Origin of the sequence: Micromonospora sp. 050-3, from assembly GCF_046549335.1 — a bacterium.
In the GTDB taxonomy this organism is placed as follows: domain Bacteria; phylum Actinomycetota; class Actinomycetes; order Mycobacteriales; family Micromonosporaceae; genus Micromonospora; species Micromonospora trifolii.
This window is the reverse complement of the sequence record NZ_JAJPVX010000002.1, coordinates 2,187,771-2,204,835: the sequence shown is the minus strand read 5'-3', so window position 1 is coordinate 2,204,835 and position 17,065 is coordinate 2,187,771. Positions and strand designations below refer to the sequence as shown.

Here is a 17,065-nt window from a genome sequence, read left to right as displayed (position 1 = left end):
GGGGCGCGGGGGACGCTCTCCGGAGGGCAGCGCTTGCGAATCGATTCGCACGGATCGTAGGACCGGGAACTGAACCATGTCAATGAAGTGACGGCCAGGTATCGCCCGTGTTGCCCAGCAATCCTCCCGGTGCGACCAACTGACCCTTGACCCCCGGGCATGGCCAGACCTATCTTCGGGCGAACCGATTCGTCGAATCGATTCGCATCATGGTTGGACTGATCCAACCCGCGACGATCAACCCACGAACCCCACCTGACGATCGATTTGAAGTGAGGCACCACATGACCGGACTCAGTCGTCGGCGGCGCCTGGCCGCCGTCGCCGTGATAGCTCTCGCCGCAGTAGCGAGCAGCGCCTGCTCGTCGTCCGCCGACGACCCCGCCGACGGCGGCGCCTACCTCGTCTGGGACCCGTATCCGCAGTTCGCCGACGACTCCGAGTGGGTCGCGCTGCTCAAGAAGTGCGGCACCTCCGCGGGGGTGACTGTCGAGCGAACCGGCTACGACACCACCGACCTGACCAACAAGGCGCTGCTCGCCGCCCAGCAGGGAAACTCACCGGACGTGCTGATCGTGGACAACCCGGTCATCTCAACTCTGGCCGAAGCTGGTGCGCTCACCACCACCGACGACAACAAGCTGGACGTCTCGGCCATGGAGAAGAACCTGCTCGGCGCCGGCCAGAGCGACGGCAAGACCTACGGGGTGCCGATCGGGGCGAACACCCTCGCCCTCTACTACAACAAGGATGTGCTCACCGCCGCCGGCGTCGATCCCGCCGCCGTCAAGGACTGGACCGCACTGACCGCGGCACTGACCAAGGTCAAGGCGAAGGGGAAGAAGGGCATCACCTTCTCCGCGATCGGCACCGAGGAGGGCAGCTTCCAGTTCCTGCCCTGGTTCTGGGGTTCCGGTGCCCAACTGACCAGTCTGGACTCACCGCAGGCGGTCTCCGCGCTGACGCTCTGGACCGACTGGCTCAAGCAGGGCCACGCCCCGAACTCCGTCATCAACAACACCCAGACCACGAGCTGGCAGGAGTTCGCCACCGGCGACTACGCGTTCGCCGAGAACGGCACCTGGCAGCTGGCCAACGCCGAGAAGCTCGGCTTCTCGTACGGCACGATCGCGATCCCGGCCAGCGCGGGCGGCCCGGCCCCGGCGCCCACCGGCGGTGAGTTCGTCTCCATTCCGGTGCAGAAGAAGACCGGCCGGTACGAGACGTCGCAGAAGCTCGTCACCTGCCTGACCAACGCCGACAACCTCCTCACCACTGACACCACGCTCTCCTACGTCGCACCCGTCGCCGCCGTCCAGGAGCGACAGGCCACCGCGGACCCCAAGCTCAAGGTCTGGGTGGAGGCGGTCCGGGCAGCCAAGGGCCGCACCGGTGACGACCTCGGCACGAAGTACCCGAAGATCTCCGAAGCGCTGTGGACCGCTGTGCAGTCGGCCCTCAGCGGCGGGAAGTCGCCACAGGAGGCGCTGGCCGCCGCGCAGACCGCCGCCACGACCAGGTAAGCGATCCGAACCGACACCATGCCCTCCACGACAGAGACCTCCACCGCCGTACGCGGCCAGGGTGGGGCGGCGAGCGCCGCCCCGCCCGGGCCTCCCCCTTCCCGTGCCCGCCGGCCCAGCCGATGGTGGGCGTGGGGCTTCCTGGCACCCGTGACCATCTACCTGGCGGCGTTCTACGCCTACCCGCTCTACCGCAACGTCGAGTTGAGCCTGCGCGAGTACACCGTCCGCTCGTTCGTGCAGGGCGGGGCGCCCTTCGCCGGCCTCGACAACTACCGGACAATCCTGACCGATCCGGCATTCGGGCCGACGCTGACGCACACTGTGGTCTTCACAGTGGCCTCGCTCGCCTTCCAGTTCACCATCGGCATGGCCCTGGCCCTCTTCTTCCACCAGCACTTCCCGCTGTCGCGCACGCTGCGGGCACTGATACTCGTACCGTGGCTGCTGCCACTGATCGTCTCGGCGTCGACCTGGTCGTGGCTGCTCAACAGCGACTCGGGGCTGGTCAACGCGGCGCTCGGCGTCGTCGGGATCGGCCCGGTCAACTGGCTCACCTCGCCGGGCTGGTCGCTCACCTCGGTGATCATCGCGAACGTCTGGATCGGCATCCCGTTCAACCTGGTGGTGCTCTACAGCGGCCTACAGGCGATCCCGATCGAGATGTACGAGGCGGCCGCGCTCGACGGCGCGACGGGGTGGCAACGGTTCTGGGGGATCACCTTCCCGTTGCTGCGCCCCGTCTCCCTGATCACGCTGCTGCTGGGGCTGATCTACACACTGAAGGTCTTCGACATCATCTGGATCATGACGAAGGGCGGCCCGACCGGCTCCTCGGCCACACTCGCCACCTGGTCGTACCGGCTCGGATTCGGCAACCTGCTGCCCGAGTTCGGCCCGGGCGCGGCCATCGGGAACCTGCTCATCGTGCTGGCCCTGATCGCCGGCCTCGTCTACATCCGGATCGAGCGGAGGCAGCAGCTGCGATGACCACCTCGACGCCGCGGACCTGGTGGAAGACCGGCATCGGTCTGGTGCTGACCGGGCTGATGCTCTTCCCCGTCTACTGGATGATCAACGTGTCCTTCACCCGGGACCAGGACATGCGGGCCAGTCCCCCACACCTGTTCCCCACCAACGGCACCCTGGACGGCTACCGGGCGGTGCTCGACCAGCAGTTGCCGTACCTCGGGACCAGCTTCCTGGTCGGCCTCGGCACTGTGGCGCTGACCGTGGCACTGGCCGCCCCCGCCGGCTACGCGCTGGCGAAGCTCCGGCCACCCGGCGGCCCGGCACTGAGCTTCGTGCTGCTGATCGCGCAGATGATCCCTGGGATCATCATGGCGATGGGCTTCTACGCCATCTACCTCACCCTCGGCGTCCTCAACACGCTCCCCGGCCTGATCCTGGCCGACACCACGCTCGCGGTGCCGTTCGCTGTCCTGATCTTCACGGCCTTCATGTCCGGCATCCCCGACGAGCTGCTCCAGGCCGCCGTGGTCGACGGCGCCGGCCGGCTGCGGACCTTCTGGTCGGTCGTGCTGCCGGTCAGCCGCAACTCGATCGTCACGGTGTCGCTCTTCGCGTTCCTGTGGTCCTGGTCGGACTTCGTCTTCGCCTCGACCCTGGCCGGCGGCGGCGACTACCAGCCGATCACCCTCGGCATCTACCACTACATCGGCAACAACAACCAGCAGTGGAACGCCATCATGGCCACCGCCGTCGTCGCCTCGATCCCCGCCGCGGTGCTGCTGATCCTGGCCCAGCGGTACGTCTCGATGGGCGTGACCGCCGGCGCCGTCAAGGACTGACCATCCGCGGCGGTCGAGGACTGACCACCCGCACCACAGAAAGGCACCCGCCACCCATGACCGTCGCCCCGTCCGGTCCGGAGTTCGGAATCCAGGACATCCCGTTCAGCTACCGCGGATCCTGGTTCAACATCTCCCCGGTGGTAGCCGAGAAGACGTACGCCGACGACCTGCACCTCGTCTCACACCAGACCGGTCTGCACCCCGTACTGCGTCTGGCCCCCACTGTCGCCGGCACCACGGTCGTCGCCACACCCACGCTGCTGACCTGGCGCAACGGGGCCGACCGGATCGAGGCCGTCTACGACGGGCCGGACGCCCTGCGGATCCGGGGTCACCGGCTCGGCCTGCGGTTGGCCGCGGCGGCGCACACGCTCACCCCGTTCAGCGGCACCTACCTCTACGCCGACCCGGTCGACGGATCGCACGTGTTCACCTCGTACGAGACCGGTCGCCGCTACCGGATCACGGTGCTCTCCGGCGCCCTGCTGCGGACTGACGGCGCCCAGGCGCTCGGCGCCGCCGACCGGTCCCTGGACCTTTCCGGCGACCAGCCCTGGGAGATCGCGATCGAGGAGTACGCCACCGCTCGCCGCCCGTACGCCGGATCCGTCACCTTCGAGCAGTTGTGCCGCGACCGGTTCGCGGAGTTCACCGCGTTCGTCGACGCGATAGCGCCCTGGCGCGGTCCGGAGACCCCGGCCGCCGAGCTGGCCGCGTACGTCCTCTGGTCGGCAACTGTCGCCCCGGCGGGCTTCGTCACCCGGCCGGCCGTCCTGATGTCCAAGCACTGGATGGACAAGGTGTGGAGCTGGGACCACTGCTTCAACGCGATCGCCCTGGCGGCCGGTGAGCCGGAGCTGGCCTGGCACCAGTTCCAGTTGCCCTTCGACCACCAGGACGAGTCCGGCGCCCTCCCCGACTCGGTCACCCACTCCGAGGTCCTGCACAACTACGTCAAGCCCCCCATCCACGGCTGGGCCCTCCGGCACCTGCGCCGACGCCTTCCCCAGCCGCCGGACCGGGCGGCACTCGCGCAGACGTACGACCGGCTCGCCCGCTGGACCGGGTTCTGGCTCGACGCGCGGCGCGCTCCCGGCCACGACCTGCCGCACTACCAGCACGGCAACGACAGCGGCTGGGACAACGCCACCACCTTCGACGAGAACCGGGTCCTTGAGACGGCTGACCTCGCCGCGTTCCTGGTCTCGCAGCTTCGCTGCCTCGCCGACCTCGCCACCGAGCTGGGTGAGCCGGCCACCCGCTGGTCCCGGGAGGCCGACCGGATCCACCGGGCCATGCTGCGCGACCTGTGGGACGGCGAGCGCTTCCGCGCCCGGGACCCCCACACCGGGCGCCGCCGACCCAGCCGCAGTCTGCTCGACCTGATGCCCGTCACGCTCGGGGCCGATCTGCCGGCCCCGGTGGCCGCCGCGCTGGCGCGCGGCGTCGAAACCCACTTGACCACGCACGGGCTGGCCACCGAGCCGACCGACTCGGCCCACTACCTCGCCGACGGCTACTGGCGTGGCCCGATCTGGGCGCCCTCCACAGTCCTGGTCGAGGACGGCCTGCGTCGGGCCGGGCAGACCAGGATCGCCGACGACATCAGTCGGCGGTTCCTCGCGCTGTGCGAGAAGTCCGGCTTCGCGGAGAACTTCGACGCCGAGACCGGCACCGGGCTGCGGGACCGCGCCTACACCTGGACCGCCAGCAGCTATCTCATCCTCGCCGCCGCCCAGGAGGAGCGGCGGGTCCGGGGCGGGTAGCCGGCTCGGATCAGCGGGCCCGGACCGGGCCGGTGCTGGACCGCAACGAGATCGGCGGGCTGTACAGGCGGTGTCGTGGCACGGCACCGGGGGCCGCGATGATCTCCAGCAGCAGCGACACCGCCTCGGCGCCCATCTCGACCATCGGCACGTCGGCGGCGGTCAGCGGCGGGCGGAAATCCTCCGCCCAGTGCTGCGCGGCGACTCCGGCGACGGAGAAGTCGCGGGGCACCGACAGACCGGCACCGGTCAACGCGCGCTGCATTCCGGGAAGTGCGGCCTCGTTGATGGTGGCCACCGCCGTGACCTCCGGGTGCGTCGCGAGCAGTTGCTCCATACACGCCTCGCCGGAGGCGGTGTCGTCGCCGCTGCAAACCTCCACGCCGGTCAACCCCCGCTCCACCGCCGCCGCGCGAAAGCCGGTCAGCGCGCGATGGCTGGGGCCGTATCCGGCGGCCACCAACTCGGCGGACCGGTTCACGAGTGCCACGTGCCGGTGCCCCAGGTCGGCCAGGTGCTGCACGCACCGGGCGATCAGCCCGGCGTAGTCGATGTCGATCCAGCTCATCCCGTGCGGCTCGGCGGTCCGGCCGATGGTGACGAACGGCAGCCCGGCCTTGGTCAGCCGGGTCACCCGGTCGTCGGCCAGCCGAATCTCCATGAGGACCACGCCGTCCACCCGACGCCCGGTGACGATCCGCTCGAACGACCGGTCATGGTCGCCACCCGAGGGGGACAGCAGCACGTCGAGGTCGTGGCGGGCGGCGGCCTCGACGACGCTGGCGACGAAGCCCAGCTGCATGTCGGTCAACCGCTGGCTCGCTGGCGGGATGACCAGCCCGAGGGTGCGGGTGCGCCCCTCCTTGAGAGCACGGGCGCTGGCATTCGGGCGGTAGTCCAACTCGTCGATGACCGACTGGATCCGTTGCCGGGTCGCCTCCGACACGCTGCGTTTTCCGCTGAGCACGTAGGAAACAGTGCTGCGGGACACCCCCGCCCGGCGAGCGATCTCCCCGATGTTCATCAATCGCCCTCGAATCGATTCTTGCCCCGATACGGGGACGCACCTTGCTCCGCCGACCAGCATATCCGTCCTCAGGCTCATCGATCGATGACCAACGCGTGCCAACTAGCGCCAATAGATGGACACCCATTAATGTCACAGGTATGACGTGTGACGTCAATTCCACCGCCGCAGCCCACCCCCACCACGCACCCGAAAGGATCCGATGAACGTGAAGAGAAAACTGGGTCGCCTGATGGCCGCCGCCGGGACCCTGTTCGTCCTCGTCGTCGGCGCTGGCGCCTATGTGGTCTCGGACGCGCCGGGCGTCGCCCACGCCGCCGGCACGGGTCCGTGTGACATCTACGCCTCGGGCGGCACGCCGTGCGTGGCCGCGCACAGCACCACCCGCGCGCTGTACGGCGCGTACAACGGCCCGCTCTACCAGGTCCGACGCTCGTCGGACAACACCACCCGCGACGTCGGCGTGCTCAGCGAGGGCGGCTACGCCAACGCCGCCACCCAGGACACGTTCTGCGCCAGCACCAACTGCGTCATCACGATCATCTACGACCAGTCCGGCCGCAACAACCGCCTCACCCAGGCGCCCCCCGGCGGCTTCGCCGGCCCCGCCCCCGGCGGATGGGACAACCTCGCCGACGCGAAGGCAGCGCCGGTCACCGTCGGCGGCCAGAAGGCGTACGGCGTCTACATCGCCCCCGGCACCGGCTACCGCAACAACAACACCAACGGTGTCGCGACCGGCGACCAGCCCGAGGGCATCTACGCGGTCGTCGACGGCACGCACTACAACCAGTGGTGCTGCTTCGACTACGGCAATGCGCAGACCAACAACCTCGCCGACGAACGCGCCATCATGGAGACCGTCTACTTCGGCGCCAACAAGCAGTGGGGCTATGGGGCGGGGGCCGGGCCCTGGATCATGGCCGACCTGGAGTGGGGGCTGTTCTCCGGCGTCAACGCGGGCTACAACAACATCGCGTCGATCAACCACCGCTTCGTCACCGCCATGGTCAAGGGCGAGCCGAACCACTGGGCGATCCGGGGCGGCAACGCCCAGTCGGGCAGCCTGACGACCTACTTCGACGGGCCACGCCCCAACGGCTACCACCCGATGAAGAAGGAAGGCGCCATCCTGCTCGGCATCGGCGGTGACAACAGCATCACCGGTCGCGGCACCTTCTTCGAGGGCGTACTCACCTCCGGCTACCCGACGGCGGCCACCGAGAACGCCGTCCAGGCCAACATCAACGCCGCCGCCTACGCGCCGGTCGGCGGCGGCAACCCGCAGCAGAACGTCCAGGTCGTGGGCGGCCAGTCCAGCCGCTGCATCGACGTACCGAACGGCAGCACCACCAACGGCACCCAGGTCCAACTCTGGGACTGCCTCGGCAACACCGCGCAGCGCTGGACCTACACCGCCGGCAAACAACTCCAGGTGTACGGCAACAAGTGCCTCGACGCCAACGGCCAGGGCACCACCAACGGCACCCAAGCCATCATCTGGGACTGCCACGGCGGCACCAACCAACAGTGGAACCTCAACTCCAACGGCACCATCACCGGCGTCCAATCCGGGCTCTGCCTCGACGCCAACGCGGCCGCCACCGCGAACGGGACCAAGCTCATCCTCTGGGCCTGCAACGGCGGCACCAACCAGCAGTGGGCTACCCGGAGCTGACCCACCGCCCGACTGCGCCGGTCGTACCGCCCCCGCGAGGTGCACAGGGGCGGTACGGCCGGCGACCTCACTCCGCCGACGACGGCCCTGCCACTCCATCGCGCGACGTCGTTGCTTTATATATCGCGGTGCGGTATATATCGTGCATGGACATCAGTGAGCAGACGTTCCTGATCCTCTCCGCCCTCGCCGACCAGCCCCGGCACGGCTACGCAGTGGTGACGGAGGTCGACGAGATGACCGCCGGCCGGATCCGGTTACGCGCTGGCACCCTCTACGGTGCCCTCGACCGCCTCGTCACCCAAGGGCTCATCGCCCCCGACCACGATGAGGTGGAGAAGGGCAGGCTGCGCCGTTTCTACAAACTGACCGACGCGGGGGCAGACGCCATCCGCGCCGAGAGCCGACGGATGGCCGACGCGGTCCGGCTCGCCGAGGAACGCCTCAACAAGCGTGCCGCCCGCAACGCCCCGCGCCTCGGGACCATCGGATGAGCCCGGGCATGAGCCCTCTGGAACGACGGTATCGACGGCTGCTGCGCCTGCTGCCAGCCACGCACCGCACCGCTCGCGGCGAGGAACTGCTCGGACTACTGCTGGACCTCGACGACGGCCGACGACACCCGAGCCGGCACGAGACACTGAACATCATCGCCCTGGCGATCCGGCTGCGGCTCACGACACCCGTCACCACAGCGGCCCTCACCACCGGGCTCAGTGCCCTGCTCGTCGCCGCCGGCACCCAGCCCGCCGGTCACACCCTGGACCTGTTCACCGGCGCCGTCCTCACCACCGACATGCCGGCCATCATTTCCAGTTGGCCGCAGATAGTCGGTCTCGGCTTGCTACCCCTCGCGCCGCTGATCGCCTGGCTGTGCGGTGCGACCCGGACCGCCCTCACCCTGCAAGCGATGTTCCTGACGGTCACCGTTGGTTGGTTCGTCTTTGACGTGCTCAACGGCGCCGGCATGGGCACCAACCTCGGCCAACAGATCTTCGCGTACGCCGTACCGGCCTCGATCCTCGCCCTGCTCGCGATCGCAGCCCGCGAGCGGTGGACCGTGCCCCGGCCGCGCCTGTTCTGGTGGGCCCTCGTCCCGCTGGGGATCCTCGCCTGGAAAGGCACCGGAGAATGGGGACGCCACGGCGTCTACGTTCTCGACGCCGTGCCGACGGTGATCGGGATCCTCGCCGCCGCCACCGCCGCTGTCGCCGCCGCATTCGCGGTCCGCCGTCACCGGCCCGCCGTCATCGTCGGCGTCGCACTCACCGGCTTCCTCGCCGGATGGCTCATCCCCGACCCACTGCTCGTCAACACGGCAATGCAGCACTTCGACGGTCAGCCGCTACCGCTGGCGATCCTCATCGCGGTGGCCGCTGCCACCATGACGGGCATCGGTCACCTCGCCCGTCGACCGATGAACTCCTGACGCGCGGGTGCCACGAACGGGCGACCGCACGCCGCCCGGGCCGGGTAGGTTTCGGGCTGGGCGAACAGCGGGGGTCGCATGGTCAGGGGTTGGCACGGCTGGTTCGGTACGTTCAACGGCGTCGTCCTCATCACTGTGGTCGTCCTGCCGTTGGCCGCGCTGGCGGTGTGGGCCCTGGCACGCCGCCGACGTGCCGCCGGCACCAGTGCGGCGTGGCGGACGTCGCTGGCCGACGTCGGCATCGTCTACGGCACCGTGCCGTGGGTATGGATGATCATGTTGCCGGGTGACCAGGCCGGCGTCGTCTCCGGCCGGGTGACCCTGGTGCCGCTGCGCGACCTGCTCACGATCTTCTCCGACGGGGGCCCGCTGACGGCGACGGTCCAGGTCGTCGGCAACCTGCTGGTCTTCGCGGCCCTGGGCTTCTTCGCCCCGCTGCGGTTCGCGGCGCTGGCGTCGGTACCGCGGATCCTGGTCCTCGCGGCCGGCTGCTCGGTCCTCGTGGAGACCGCCCAGTACGTCCTGCGGCTGGACCGGGTGTCGTCAGTGGACGACGTCCTGCTCAACGCCGTGGGCGCCGGGCTTGCGGCGCTGGCGTCCCGCCGCTGGTGGCGCGCCACACCCGACACGTCCACCGAGCGCGAACCCCAGCCGGCCCCGGCAGCGCGACGCTGAGCGTCGGAGGCGGGAGCTACCCTTCGCCGGTGATCGAGGAATTGATCAGGAGAGCGGCGGACGAGGACGGCGACGCGATCGAGGAGTTGAGCGAGATCGCCGCGGCCGATCCACAGAGGCTGTCGCCGTACCACGGGGCCCTGCTCGACCTCGACCTGCTGTGTCCGGCGACGTTGTACAGGGCGGCGGGCGCCGACGTGGTCGGCCGGGTCATCGAGCAAATCGACGGCGGGCGGACGCCGGACCAACTCAACGACCTCCTCCTCATCCTGGCCCACAGCGCTCACCCGCTCGCCGAGGACGCCCTGCGTCGCTGGTCGGAGCACCCACCGCCCGGTGCGGACGACCTGTACGTGGGGGTGCTGAGCTACGCGGCAGAGGGCGGTTGGACGATCGGCCCGAACGGCAACCGACGGGACCTGTGCGCTGACGTGGCGTACCGGTGGGTCATGCGGGAGACGCCAGCGCCCGCGGACCGACCCGCCTGCCCCTGGTGCGCGTCACCGCTCTGGGTCGCCGCCGACCTCGACACCACCGACCCCGCCGTCGGCGCCGCGCTGGCCCACACCGGCTGGTCCGGCCGCCTGGTCATCGAGACCTGCCACTTCTGCGCCTGCTACACGACGTTGTACAGCCGGGTCACACCGGCCGGCGCCACCACCTGGTGGGCCGACAACACCCGGCCGAGCTACCTGGGCGGCGATGACGGCCCGGAGGACCCGCCGACACTGCTCCCGGTTCCAGGGCCGGCCCTGTCGAGCCCGTACCAGGCCAGCGCCTGGCACCAGGGCGGCTCCACGCTGGGCGGGCGACCGGACTGGATCCAGGACGCCGAGCACGCCGACTGCCCCGGCTGCGGGGACCCGATGGACTACGTGGGTCTGGTCGGCGGCGCGGATCTGGACGACGTCGGCGAGGGCGCCTACTACCTACACCTGCACCAGCCGTGCGGGTTCGCCGCGGTGAACTACCAACAGAGCTGACAGTCGATCAGGTCGAACGGTAACCGCCGGCCTCAGTCGGGCTTCGGTTGGGACCGCAGGCGACGCATTTGAGCGTGGCTGAGGTCATGCGCTCGGTTCATGTGGCGCGTGATCACCTCCAGTTCCTCGTCGGTGTGCTCGTCGAGGAGTTCCTGCCAGGACTGGCCGAGGTCGTCCCAGACCGCGGTGACCCGGTCGAGGCGATCCGGCACCGGGGTGACCAGCACCCGGCGCCGGTCCTCCTGATCGGGCGTCCGTTTGACGTAGCCGCCGCGTTCGAGCCGGTCGACCAGTCGGGTTGCCGATCCCGTGGTCAGGCCGGTCATCTCGGCGACCTCTCGCACCGTGGGCGGCGCAGGAGCCGCCGAGAGCAGGCTCAGGAACTGCACGTCGGTCGGGTGGAGCCCCAGGTGGTCGGCGATGGCCTGGTTGAACAGGACGTACGAGGCCAGATAGCGCCGGGACGCCATCGACATCTCCTCGTACAGCCGGGCCCGACGCTTCGCAGTCATCCGCATCACATCCCAATTAGTTGCGTGACGCAGCGATTCGCCATAATCTGCTGCATGACGCAGTTAATGCGTTACGCAGCCATCTTACCCTCCTGGAGGACCCATGCTCGCCGTCGCCGTCACCGGCGCCACCGGAGCCCAAGGCGGTGCCACCGCCCGCGCCCTGCTGGCGGCCGGCCACCGGGTACGCGCCATCACCCGCCACCCCACCTCGCCGGCCGCTGAAGCCCTGCGCGATCTCGGGGCCGAGGTGCGCCGGGCCGACTTCGACGACCGCGCGTCCCTCGACGCCGCGCTCGCCGGAGCCGACTCGTTGTTCGCGGTCACCACACCGTTCGGCACCGACCTCGCCACCGAGGTCCGGCAGGGACGGACCCTCGTCGACGCGGCGGCAGCCGCCGGGCTCGGTCACCTCGTTCTGACCACCGTCGCCCACGCCGACCGCGGCACCGGCGTCCCGCACTACGAGAGCAAGCACCTGGTCGAGCAGCACCTGCGCACCTCGACAGTGCCCTGGACGATCATCGCGCCGGCCGCTTTCATGGACAACTACGCCAGCGGCTGGACGCTCGACGGCCTGGGCAGGGACACCTTCGCCTGGCCGATGCCCGCCGACCGGCCGCTCACCCTCATCCCGGCGGTCGACATCGGCGCTTTCGCCGCGCTCGTCCTCCAGCGCTCGGGCGAGTTCGCCGGCCGCCGCATCGACATCGCCTCCGACGAACGCACACCCACCCAACTGGCCGAGATCCTCGCCAGCGCCATCGGCCGCCCGATCACCCACGTGCAGGTGCCGCTGGCCCAGGTCCGGCAGCGGTCCACCGACCTGGCGGCCATGTTCGACTACTTCAGCACCGTGGGCCTGACCGTCGACGTCACCGCGCTGCGCCGCGACTACCCGGAGGTCGGCTGGCACAACTTCGCCGACTGGGCCCTCGCCCAGGACTGGCCCGCACTGCTGCCCGCGACGCGTGCGCGACCCTGACTCTTAACTCCGATGTCACCGCCCGATCCCACGGGTGACGTGTCGCTGTCCGCCCGAAGGAGTTGGCTGCCAGTCGTCGCACTACGTCTTGACCAGGAGTTGATCCACGTGCCTTCCTCTCGTCGTACCTTCCTCGCCAGCGGCGCCGCCGCCGGCGTCGGCCTTGCCGTCGCTGGCGGCCTGCCGTCCCTGGCCCAGGCCAGCCCGGCCCGGCCGCACCCGCCGGTGAAGCCCGGCAACGTGCCCTTCCCACCGCTCGTGGACGACCCCAAGGGAATCCTGGCCCTGCCCAAGGGCTTCAGCTACACAGTGGTCACCCGGACCGGCGTCACCCGGCTCGACCGTGGCCAGGGCACCACCCCGTCGGACCATGACGGCATGGCCGTCTACGACGCCGGCCACGGCCGGTACACCCTGATCCAGAACCACGAGATCGACCCGGGCGCCGAGTTCGGCGTGCCGCACGTCAAGGGAACGGTCTACGACGCGGGCGCCGTCGACGCCGGCGGTTGCACCGTGATCAAGACCGACCTCGCGGGCCGCAACCTGGGTGAGTTCGTGGCCCTCTCCGGCACCATCTCCAACTGCGCCGGCGGGCCGACCCCCTGGGGCACCTGGCTCACCTGCGAGGAGACCGAGGACCGGGCCGGCGACACGTGGGAAGAGGGCGGCCGGTCCGGCGTCTACCAGAAGGACCACGGCTACGTCTTCGAGGTGTGGGCCGACGGCAGCGCCGACCCGAAGCCGATCAAGTGCCTGGGCCGCTACTCCCACGAGGCCCTGGCCGTCGACAAGGACCGCACCCGGGTCTACCTCTCCGAGGACGCCGACGAGCCCAACGGCCTCTTCTACCGCTGGACGGCGCCGCACGGCGTCAAGCTGGGCCCGGGCGTGCTCACCCGCCTCGCACCGAACGCCGGTGTCCTCGCCGCGATGCAGATCATCATGGATGACGGTTCGGTGCTGCCGGACGTCGCCTACCTGACCTCCGCCCAGCTGGGCCGCCCCTTCCCGGTCCGGTGGATCGAGGTGCCGGACCGCGACGCGCGCACCAAGTCGGTGCGTGAGCAGTTCGCCGACGGCCAGGTCACCCGGGGACGCAAGTTCGAGGGCGTGTGGGCCACCGACGAGGGCGTGTACGTGGTCAACTCCTACGCCTGGGACGAGGGTGACCTGCCGGCGGACGCGGCGCCGCACGACGGAATGGTCTGGTTCTACAACTACAAGAACCAGACCATCCAGCTGGTGACGTACTTCCCGCACCAGACGGCCTCTGAGGAGGGTGCGCCGGTCAAGTACACCGACCTCACCTTCGACGGCCCGGACAACGTGACAGTCACCCCGTGGGGAAGCCTCGTGCTCGCCGAGGACGGCACCGGCGCCTCGCACGTGCTCAGCACGATCCCGGGCGGGCCCACGTACGCGATCGCCCGCAACCAGCTCAACGACTCGGAGTTCTGCGGGCCGACCTTCAGCGCGGACGGCAAGGTGCTCTTCGTCAACATGCAGGACCCGGGCCTCACCCTGGCCATCACCGGTCCCTGGGAGAAGTACCTGGGCTGATCGAGCCCAAACGTGGGTGGCCAGGCGATTTCGCCTGGCCACCCCATCAGGCTCGGCCCAAGTCAGGAGACGCGCGGCAACGCCAGCCAGTCCTGCCAGGCGATGTCGCGGCCCAGATAGCGGGGCTGGCGGAACGGCCAGTCCGCGACGATCCACTGCGGCACCAGCGCGTCGACCGCAGCCTCTACCTCGCTGCCCACCAGGTCGTCCACCACCCACCAGGACACCTCGCCGTCGGAGCCGGTGCGCTCCGGCGGGTCGATGTAGACGCAGCCGAGGATCGCCGTCTCCCCCTCGTTCAGCAACGCGTAGTTGAACGACTGGTGCGCGGCTATCTCCTCCTCGTGCCGCAGCAGGTCGACGCGATCCTCTTCATAGGTCATCGTCTCGCTGGGCCACCCCCAGGCCGGGCCGAAGATCTCCCACAGGCGCTCGCGGGAGCCCATCACGGCGGGGTAGTCGAGCGGGGTGTCCGCCTCGCGGATCGGCCGCAGATGCAGCGCGGTGTCGGGCACCGGCACATGGACGGGGTGGACGAACTCCTCGGGCAGCCAGGTCATGAGGGCCGAGGCTAGCGCCATTCGGCAGGTGCCCGGGCACCTAGTCGAGACAGAACTCGTTGCCCTCGACGTCCTGCATGTTGAGGCACGACTCGTTCTCTTCGTCGGCGAGTAACAGCTGCCCGCGCACCGCGCCGAGCGGGATCAGTCGCGCGCATTCGGCCTCGAGGGCGGCCAGGCGCTCCTCGCCCACGAGCCCGGTGCCGACCCGCACGTCGAGGTGCACCCGGTTCTTGACGACCTTGCCTTCCGGCACCCGCTGGAAGTACAGGCGCGGGCCCACCCCCGAGGGGTCACTGCACGCGAACCACGAACCCTGCTCGGAATTGACATCGTCCCAGGTGGCGCACCCCTCCGGGGGCGGCGGCGGGACGTACCCCAACACCTCACACCAGAAACGACCGACGCGCACAGGCTCGGCGCAGTCGAAGGTCACTTGTACTTGCTTGACCGACATTCGTTCACCTTAAGGTTCGCCCTGCTGCCGCTGGCTAGGCGGTAGGGGTGACGCGCTGGCGTTGATAGTGGCGGGCGGCCTTGGCGCGAGCGCCACAGCCGTCCATCGAGCACCAGCGTCGGGTGCCGTTGCGCGACGTGTCGTAGAAGTGCAGGACGCAGGCGGGGTTACCGCAGCGTCGGATGCGGTGGGGTTGCTGGCGCAGCAGGTCTAGGTAGTTGATGGCCGCTCGCCAGGAGGGGAGCCAGCCGGCGTCGACGTCATGCCGCTCCTGCGCGGCCCCCTCGCGAAGCCTGTAGAGCGAGGCACCACGCGCGAGGATCGCGTTGACCCCCCGTTCGGCGTCCTCGTCGGGCTGTTCGAGGACGCGGCGCAGCGCGGAACGCGTCTCCCGCAACGGGGGCTCCACCGCTGCGGGGTCACCCTCCAGGTGGTGTTCGGCGAGCCATCCCGGCAGCCCGTCCGGCTCGTCGAACAGGTCGACCATGCGGCCCCGCTCGACCCACTGGGTGTTGACCAGGTCCAGTGCGAGGGGTTCGCCCACCAGTGGCCGACGTGTCATGCCGCCGACCTTACCACCGTCTGCCATTTGACAGGTTAGTCATCGCAACGTATCTTTCTTACCGGTAAAAGACGGAACGATGGTTAGGTGACCCCTGGAAGGTGCTCGTCATGCCACACCGCTATCTGGAGGAGCTGACCACCGCGTCGGTGGTCGCCGCGCAACAGCGTTACGGCAGCCGGCCCGCCATCCAGCGCATGACCGCCGGCTGGGACACAGATGCGACATTCAGTGACGATGAGGCCGCTTTCATCACCGAACGCGACAACTTCTACCTCGGCACCGTCGGCGAGAACGGCTGGCCGTACCTACAGCACCGCGGCGGCCCAGCCGGGTTCCTGCACGTCCTCGACCCCGTCGACGGGCACAGCGTCCTCGGCTGGGCCGACCTGCGCGGCAATCGGCAGTACCTGTCGGTCGGCAACCTCGCCACGTCACCCCGGGTCTCGCTGCTTCTCATGGACTACGCCCACCAACGCCGACTCAAGATCATCGGCACGGCGCACGTCACCGACGTGCGAGACCCCGGGTTCGAGGAGCTGCTGGAAAGGCTGAGCGTGCCCGGGCCAGCGGGCCGGGTGGAACGGTTGATCACCGTCAAGGTGCAGGGCTACGACTGGAACTGCCCCCAACACATCACGCCCCGCTTCAGCGAGGCGGAACTCTCGGAGGCGCTCGCGCCGGTGCGCGACGAACTCGCCCGCCTGCGCGCCGAAAACCAGGCCCTCCGCGAGCAGGCGAATCACCAGCCAGGGAGAACACCATGAACAAGTTGACCGTACGCACCGTCGGCGGACCCACGGCCGTCCTCGACTACGCGGGCCAACGCGTCGTACTGGACCCGACCTTCGACGATCCGCGCACGTACCAGGACGGGCCGGTCGCCGCCACCAAGTTCACCGGCCCGAGCGCGGCGCCCACAGACCTCGACCCGGTCGACGTGGTGCTCGTGTCGCACGAACACCACATCGACAACCTCGACGTCTCCGGGCGGGAGTACGCGCGCCGGGCCCGACGGGTGTTCACCACCACGGCGGGGGCGCCGAATCTCGGGCCGGGGGCGACCGGCCTGCGGCCATTCGAGTACGCCGAGGTCGGCGACGTGCGCGTCACGGCGGTGCCGGCGCTGCACGGTTCGCCGGAGATCGGTGTGGTCAACGGCCCGGTGATCGGGTTCGTGCTGGAGGCGACCGATTGGCCGACCGTCTATGTCAGCGGCGACAACGCCTCGCTGGATGTGGTGGCGGTCGTCGCGGAGCAGTTTCCGGCGATTGAGATCGCGATTCTCAACCTCGGCGCGGCCCAGATCGCGGTGCGCGGCGAGGCGTTCCTCACCCTGACCGCGGAACTGGCGGCGCGAGCGGCAACACTGCTCGGCGTCCGGGCGGTGATCCCGGTTCATCAGGACGGCTGGGCGCACTACACCCAGGGCGCCGACGACGTCGTGCGCGCCTTCGAGACCGCGGGCCTGACGGACGTGCTCGTCGACCTACGACCCGGCGACTCAGCGACCATCTGACCAGGATTCGGC

18 protein-coding genes are annotated in these 17,065 nt (G+C 69.6%); 13 read left to right on the top strand and 5 right to left on the bottom strand.

The window, feature by feature from the left end; all coding sequences use genetic code 11:
* Positions 1-284: 284 nt before the first annotated feature.
* The 4 genes from ACLJOK_RS25285 (at position 285) to ACLJOK_RS25270 (ending at position 5,103) form a co-directional block, all read left to right on the top strand.
* On the top strand, positions 285-1,523 hold the full coding sequence (locus ACLJOK_RS25285; protein WP_410821072.1) for an extracellular solute-binding protein: 1,239 nt from the start codon (positions 285-287) through the stop codon (positions 1,521-1,523).
* Positions 1,524-1,673: 150 nt separating this feature from the next.
* On the top strand, positions 1,674-2,513 hold the full coding sequence (locus tag ACLJOK_RS25280) for a carbohydrate ABC transporter permease (RefSeq protein WP_410821071.1): 840 nt from the start codon (positions 1,674-1,676) through the stop codon (positions 2,511-2,513).
* A complete protein-coding gene (locus ACLJOK_RS25275; RefSeq protein ID WP_410821070.1) occupies positions 2,510-3,334 on the top strand; it encodes a carbohydrate ABC transporter permease in 825 nt (274 codons plus the stop codon). Before ACLJOK_RS25280 ends, ACLJOK_RS25275 begins: the two co-directional genes overlap by 4 nt.
* Before the next feature lie 56 nt (positions 3,335-3,390).
* A complete protein-coding gene (locus ACLJOK_RS25270; RefSeq protein ID WP_410821069.1) occupies positions 3,391-5,103 on the top strand; it encodes an amylo-alpha-1,6-glucosidase in 1,713 nt (570 codons plus the stop codon).
* Positions 5,104-5,113: 10 nt separating this feature from the next.
* On the opposite strand, the gene ACLJOK_RS25265 is transcribed toward ACLJOK_RS25270, so the two are convergent.
* Positions 5,114-6,127 carry a LacI family DNA-binding transcriptional regulator gene (locus ACLJOK_RS25265; protein ID WP_410821068.1) on the bottom strand — a complete coding sequence of 338 codons (1,014 nt, stop codon included), beginning with the start codon at positions 6,125-6,127 and terminating at the stop codon, positions 5,114-5,116.
* A gap of 205 nt (positions 6,128-6,332) precedes the next feature.
* Between ACLJOK_RS25265 and ACLJOK_RS25260 the strand changes: the two genes are divergently transcribed.
* The 5 genes from ACLJOK_RS25260 (at position 6,333) to ACLJOK_RS25240 (ending at position 10,895) form a co-directional block, all read left to right on the top strand.
* Entirely contained in the window at positions 6,333-7,808 is a 1,476-nt protein-coding gene (locus ACLJOK_RS25260; protein ID WP_410821067.1) for an arabinofuranosidase catalytic domain-containing protein, read from the top strand.
* A gap of 146 nt (positions 7,809-7,954) precedes the next feature.
* Positions 7,955-8,302, top strand: a complete 348-nt coding sequence (locus tag ACLJOK_RS25255; protein WP_410821066.1) for a PadR family transcriptional regulator — start codon at positions 7,955-7,957, stop codon at positions 8,300-8,302.
* Positions 8,303-8,310: 8 nt separating this feature from the next.
* Positions 8,311-9,237 (top strand): hypothetical protein, encoded by a 927-nt coding sequence (locus ACLJOK_RS25250; RefSeq protein WP_410821065.1) that lies wholly within the window; start codon positions 8,311-8,313, stop codon positions 9,235-9,237.
* Between the two features lie 78 nt (positions 9,238-9,315).
* Entirely contained in the window at positions 9,316-9,912 is a 597-nt protein-coding gene (locus tag ACLJOK_RS25245; RefSeq protein WP_410821064.1) for a VanZ family protein, read from the top strand.
* A gap of 29 nt (positions 9,913-9,941) precedes the next feature.
* Positions 9,942-10,895, top strand: a complete 954-nt coding sequence (locus ACLJOK_RS25240; RefSeq protein WP_410821063.1) for a hypothetical protein — start codon at positions 9,942-9,944, stop codon at positions 10,893-10,895.
* Positions 10,896-10,927: 32 nt separating this feature from the next.
* On the opposite strand, the gene ACLJOK_RS25235 is transcribed toward ACLJOK_RS25240, so the two are convergent.
* On the bottom strand, positions 10,928-11,407 hold the full coding sequence (locus ACLJOK_RS25235; RefSeq protein ID WP_410821062.1) for a MarR family winged helix-turn-helix transcriptional regulator: 480 nt from the start codon (positions 11,405-11,407) through the stop codon (positions 10,928-10,930).
* 103 nt (positions 11,408-11,510) lie between these two features.
* On the opposite strand from ACLJOK_RS25235, the gene ACLJOK_RS25230 reads away from it, so the two are divergent.
* A complete protein-coding gene (locus ACLJOK_RS25230) occupies positions 11,511-12,392 on the top strand; it encodes an NmrA/HSCARG family protein (RefSeq protein WP_410821061.1) in 882 nt (293 codons plus the stop codon).
* A gap of 108 nt (positions 12,393-12,500) precedes the next feature.
* On the top strand, positions 12,501-13,955 hold the full coding sequence (locus ACLJOK_RS25225) for an alkaline phosphatase PhoX (RefSeq protein WP_410821060.1): 1,455 nt from the start codon (positions 12,501-12,503) through the stop codon (positions 13,953-13,955).
* A gap of 62 nt (positions 13,956-14,017) precedes the next feature.
* Here the strand turns inward: ACLJOK_RS25225 and ACLJOK_RS25220 are convergent, their stop codons facing one another.
* From ACLJOK_RS25220 to ACLJOK_RS25210, 3 genes are read right to left on the bottom strand one after another with little or no spacing between them, the layout of a single operon-like run.
* Positions 14,018-14,515, bottom strand: coding sequence for an N-acetyltransferase (locus ACLJOK_RS25220; RefSeq protein WP_410821059.1), 498 nt, complete (start codon positions 14,513-14,515; stop codon positions 14,018-14,020).
* A 40-nt stretch (positions 14,516-14,555) separates the two neighbouring features.
* Positions 14,556-14,972, bottom strand: a complete 417-nt coding sequence (locus ACLJOK_RS25215) for a VOC family protein (protein ID WP_410821058.1) — start codon at positions 14,970-14,972, stop codon at positions 14,556-14,558.
* 34 nt (positions 14,973-15,006) lie between these two features.
* A complete protein-coding gene (locus ACLJOK_RS25210; RefSeq protein WP_410821057.1) occupies positions 15,007-15,534 on the bottom strand; it encodes a CGNR zinc finger domain-containing protein in 528 nt (175 codons plus the stop codon).
* Between the two features lie 110 nt (positions 15,535-15,644).
* Here ACLJOK_RS25210 and ACLJOK_RS25205 point away from each other — a divergent pair, with 110 nt between their 5' ends.
* Positions 15,645-16,301, top strand: coding sequence for a pyridoxamine 5'-phosphate oxidase family protein (locus ACLJOK_RS25205; protein ID WP_410821056.1), 657 nt, complete (start codon positions 15,645-15,647; stop codon positions 16,299-16,301).
* Positions 16,298-17,053, top strand: a complete 756-nt coding sequence (locus tag ACLJOK_RS25200; RefSeq protein WP_410821055.1) for an MBL fold metallo-hydrolase — start codon at positions 16,298-16,300, stop codon at positions 17,051-17,053. Before ACLJOK_RS25205 ends, ACLJOK_RS25200 begins: the two co-directional genes overlap by 4 nt.
* Positions 17,054-17,065 lie beyond the last annotated feature (12 nt).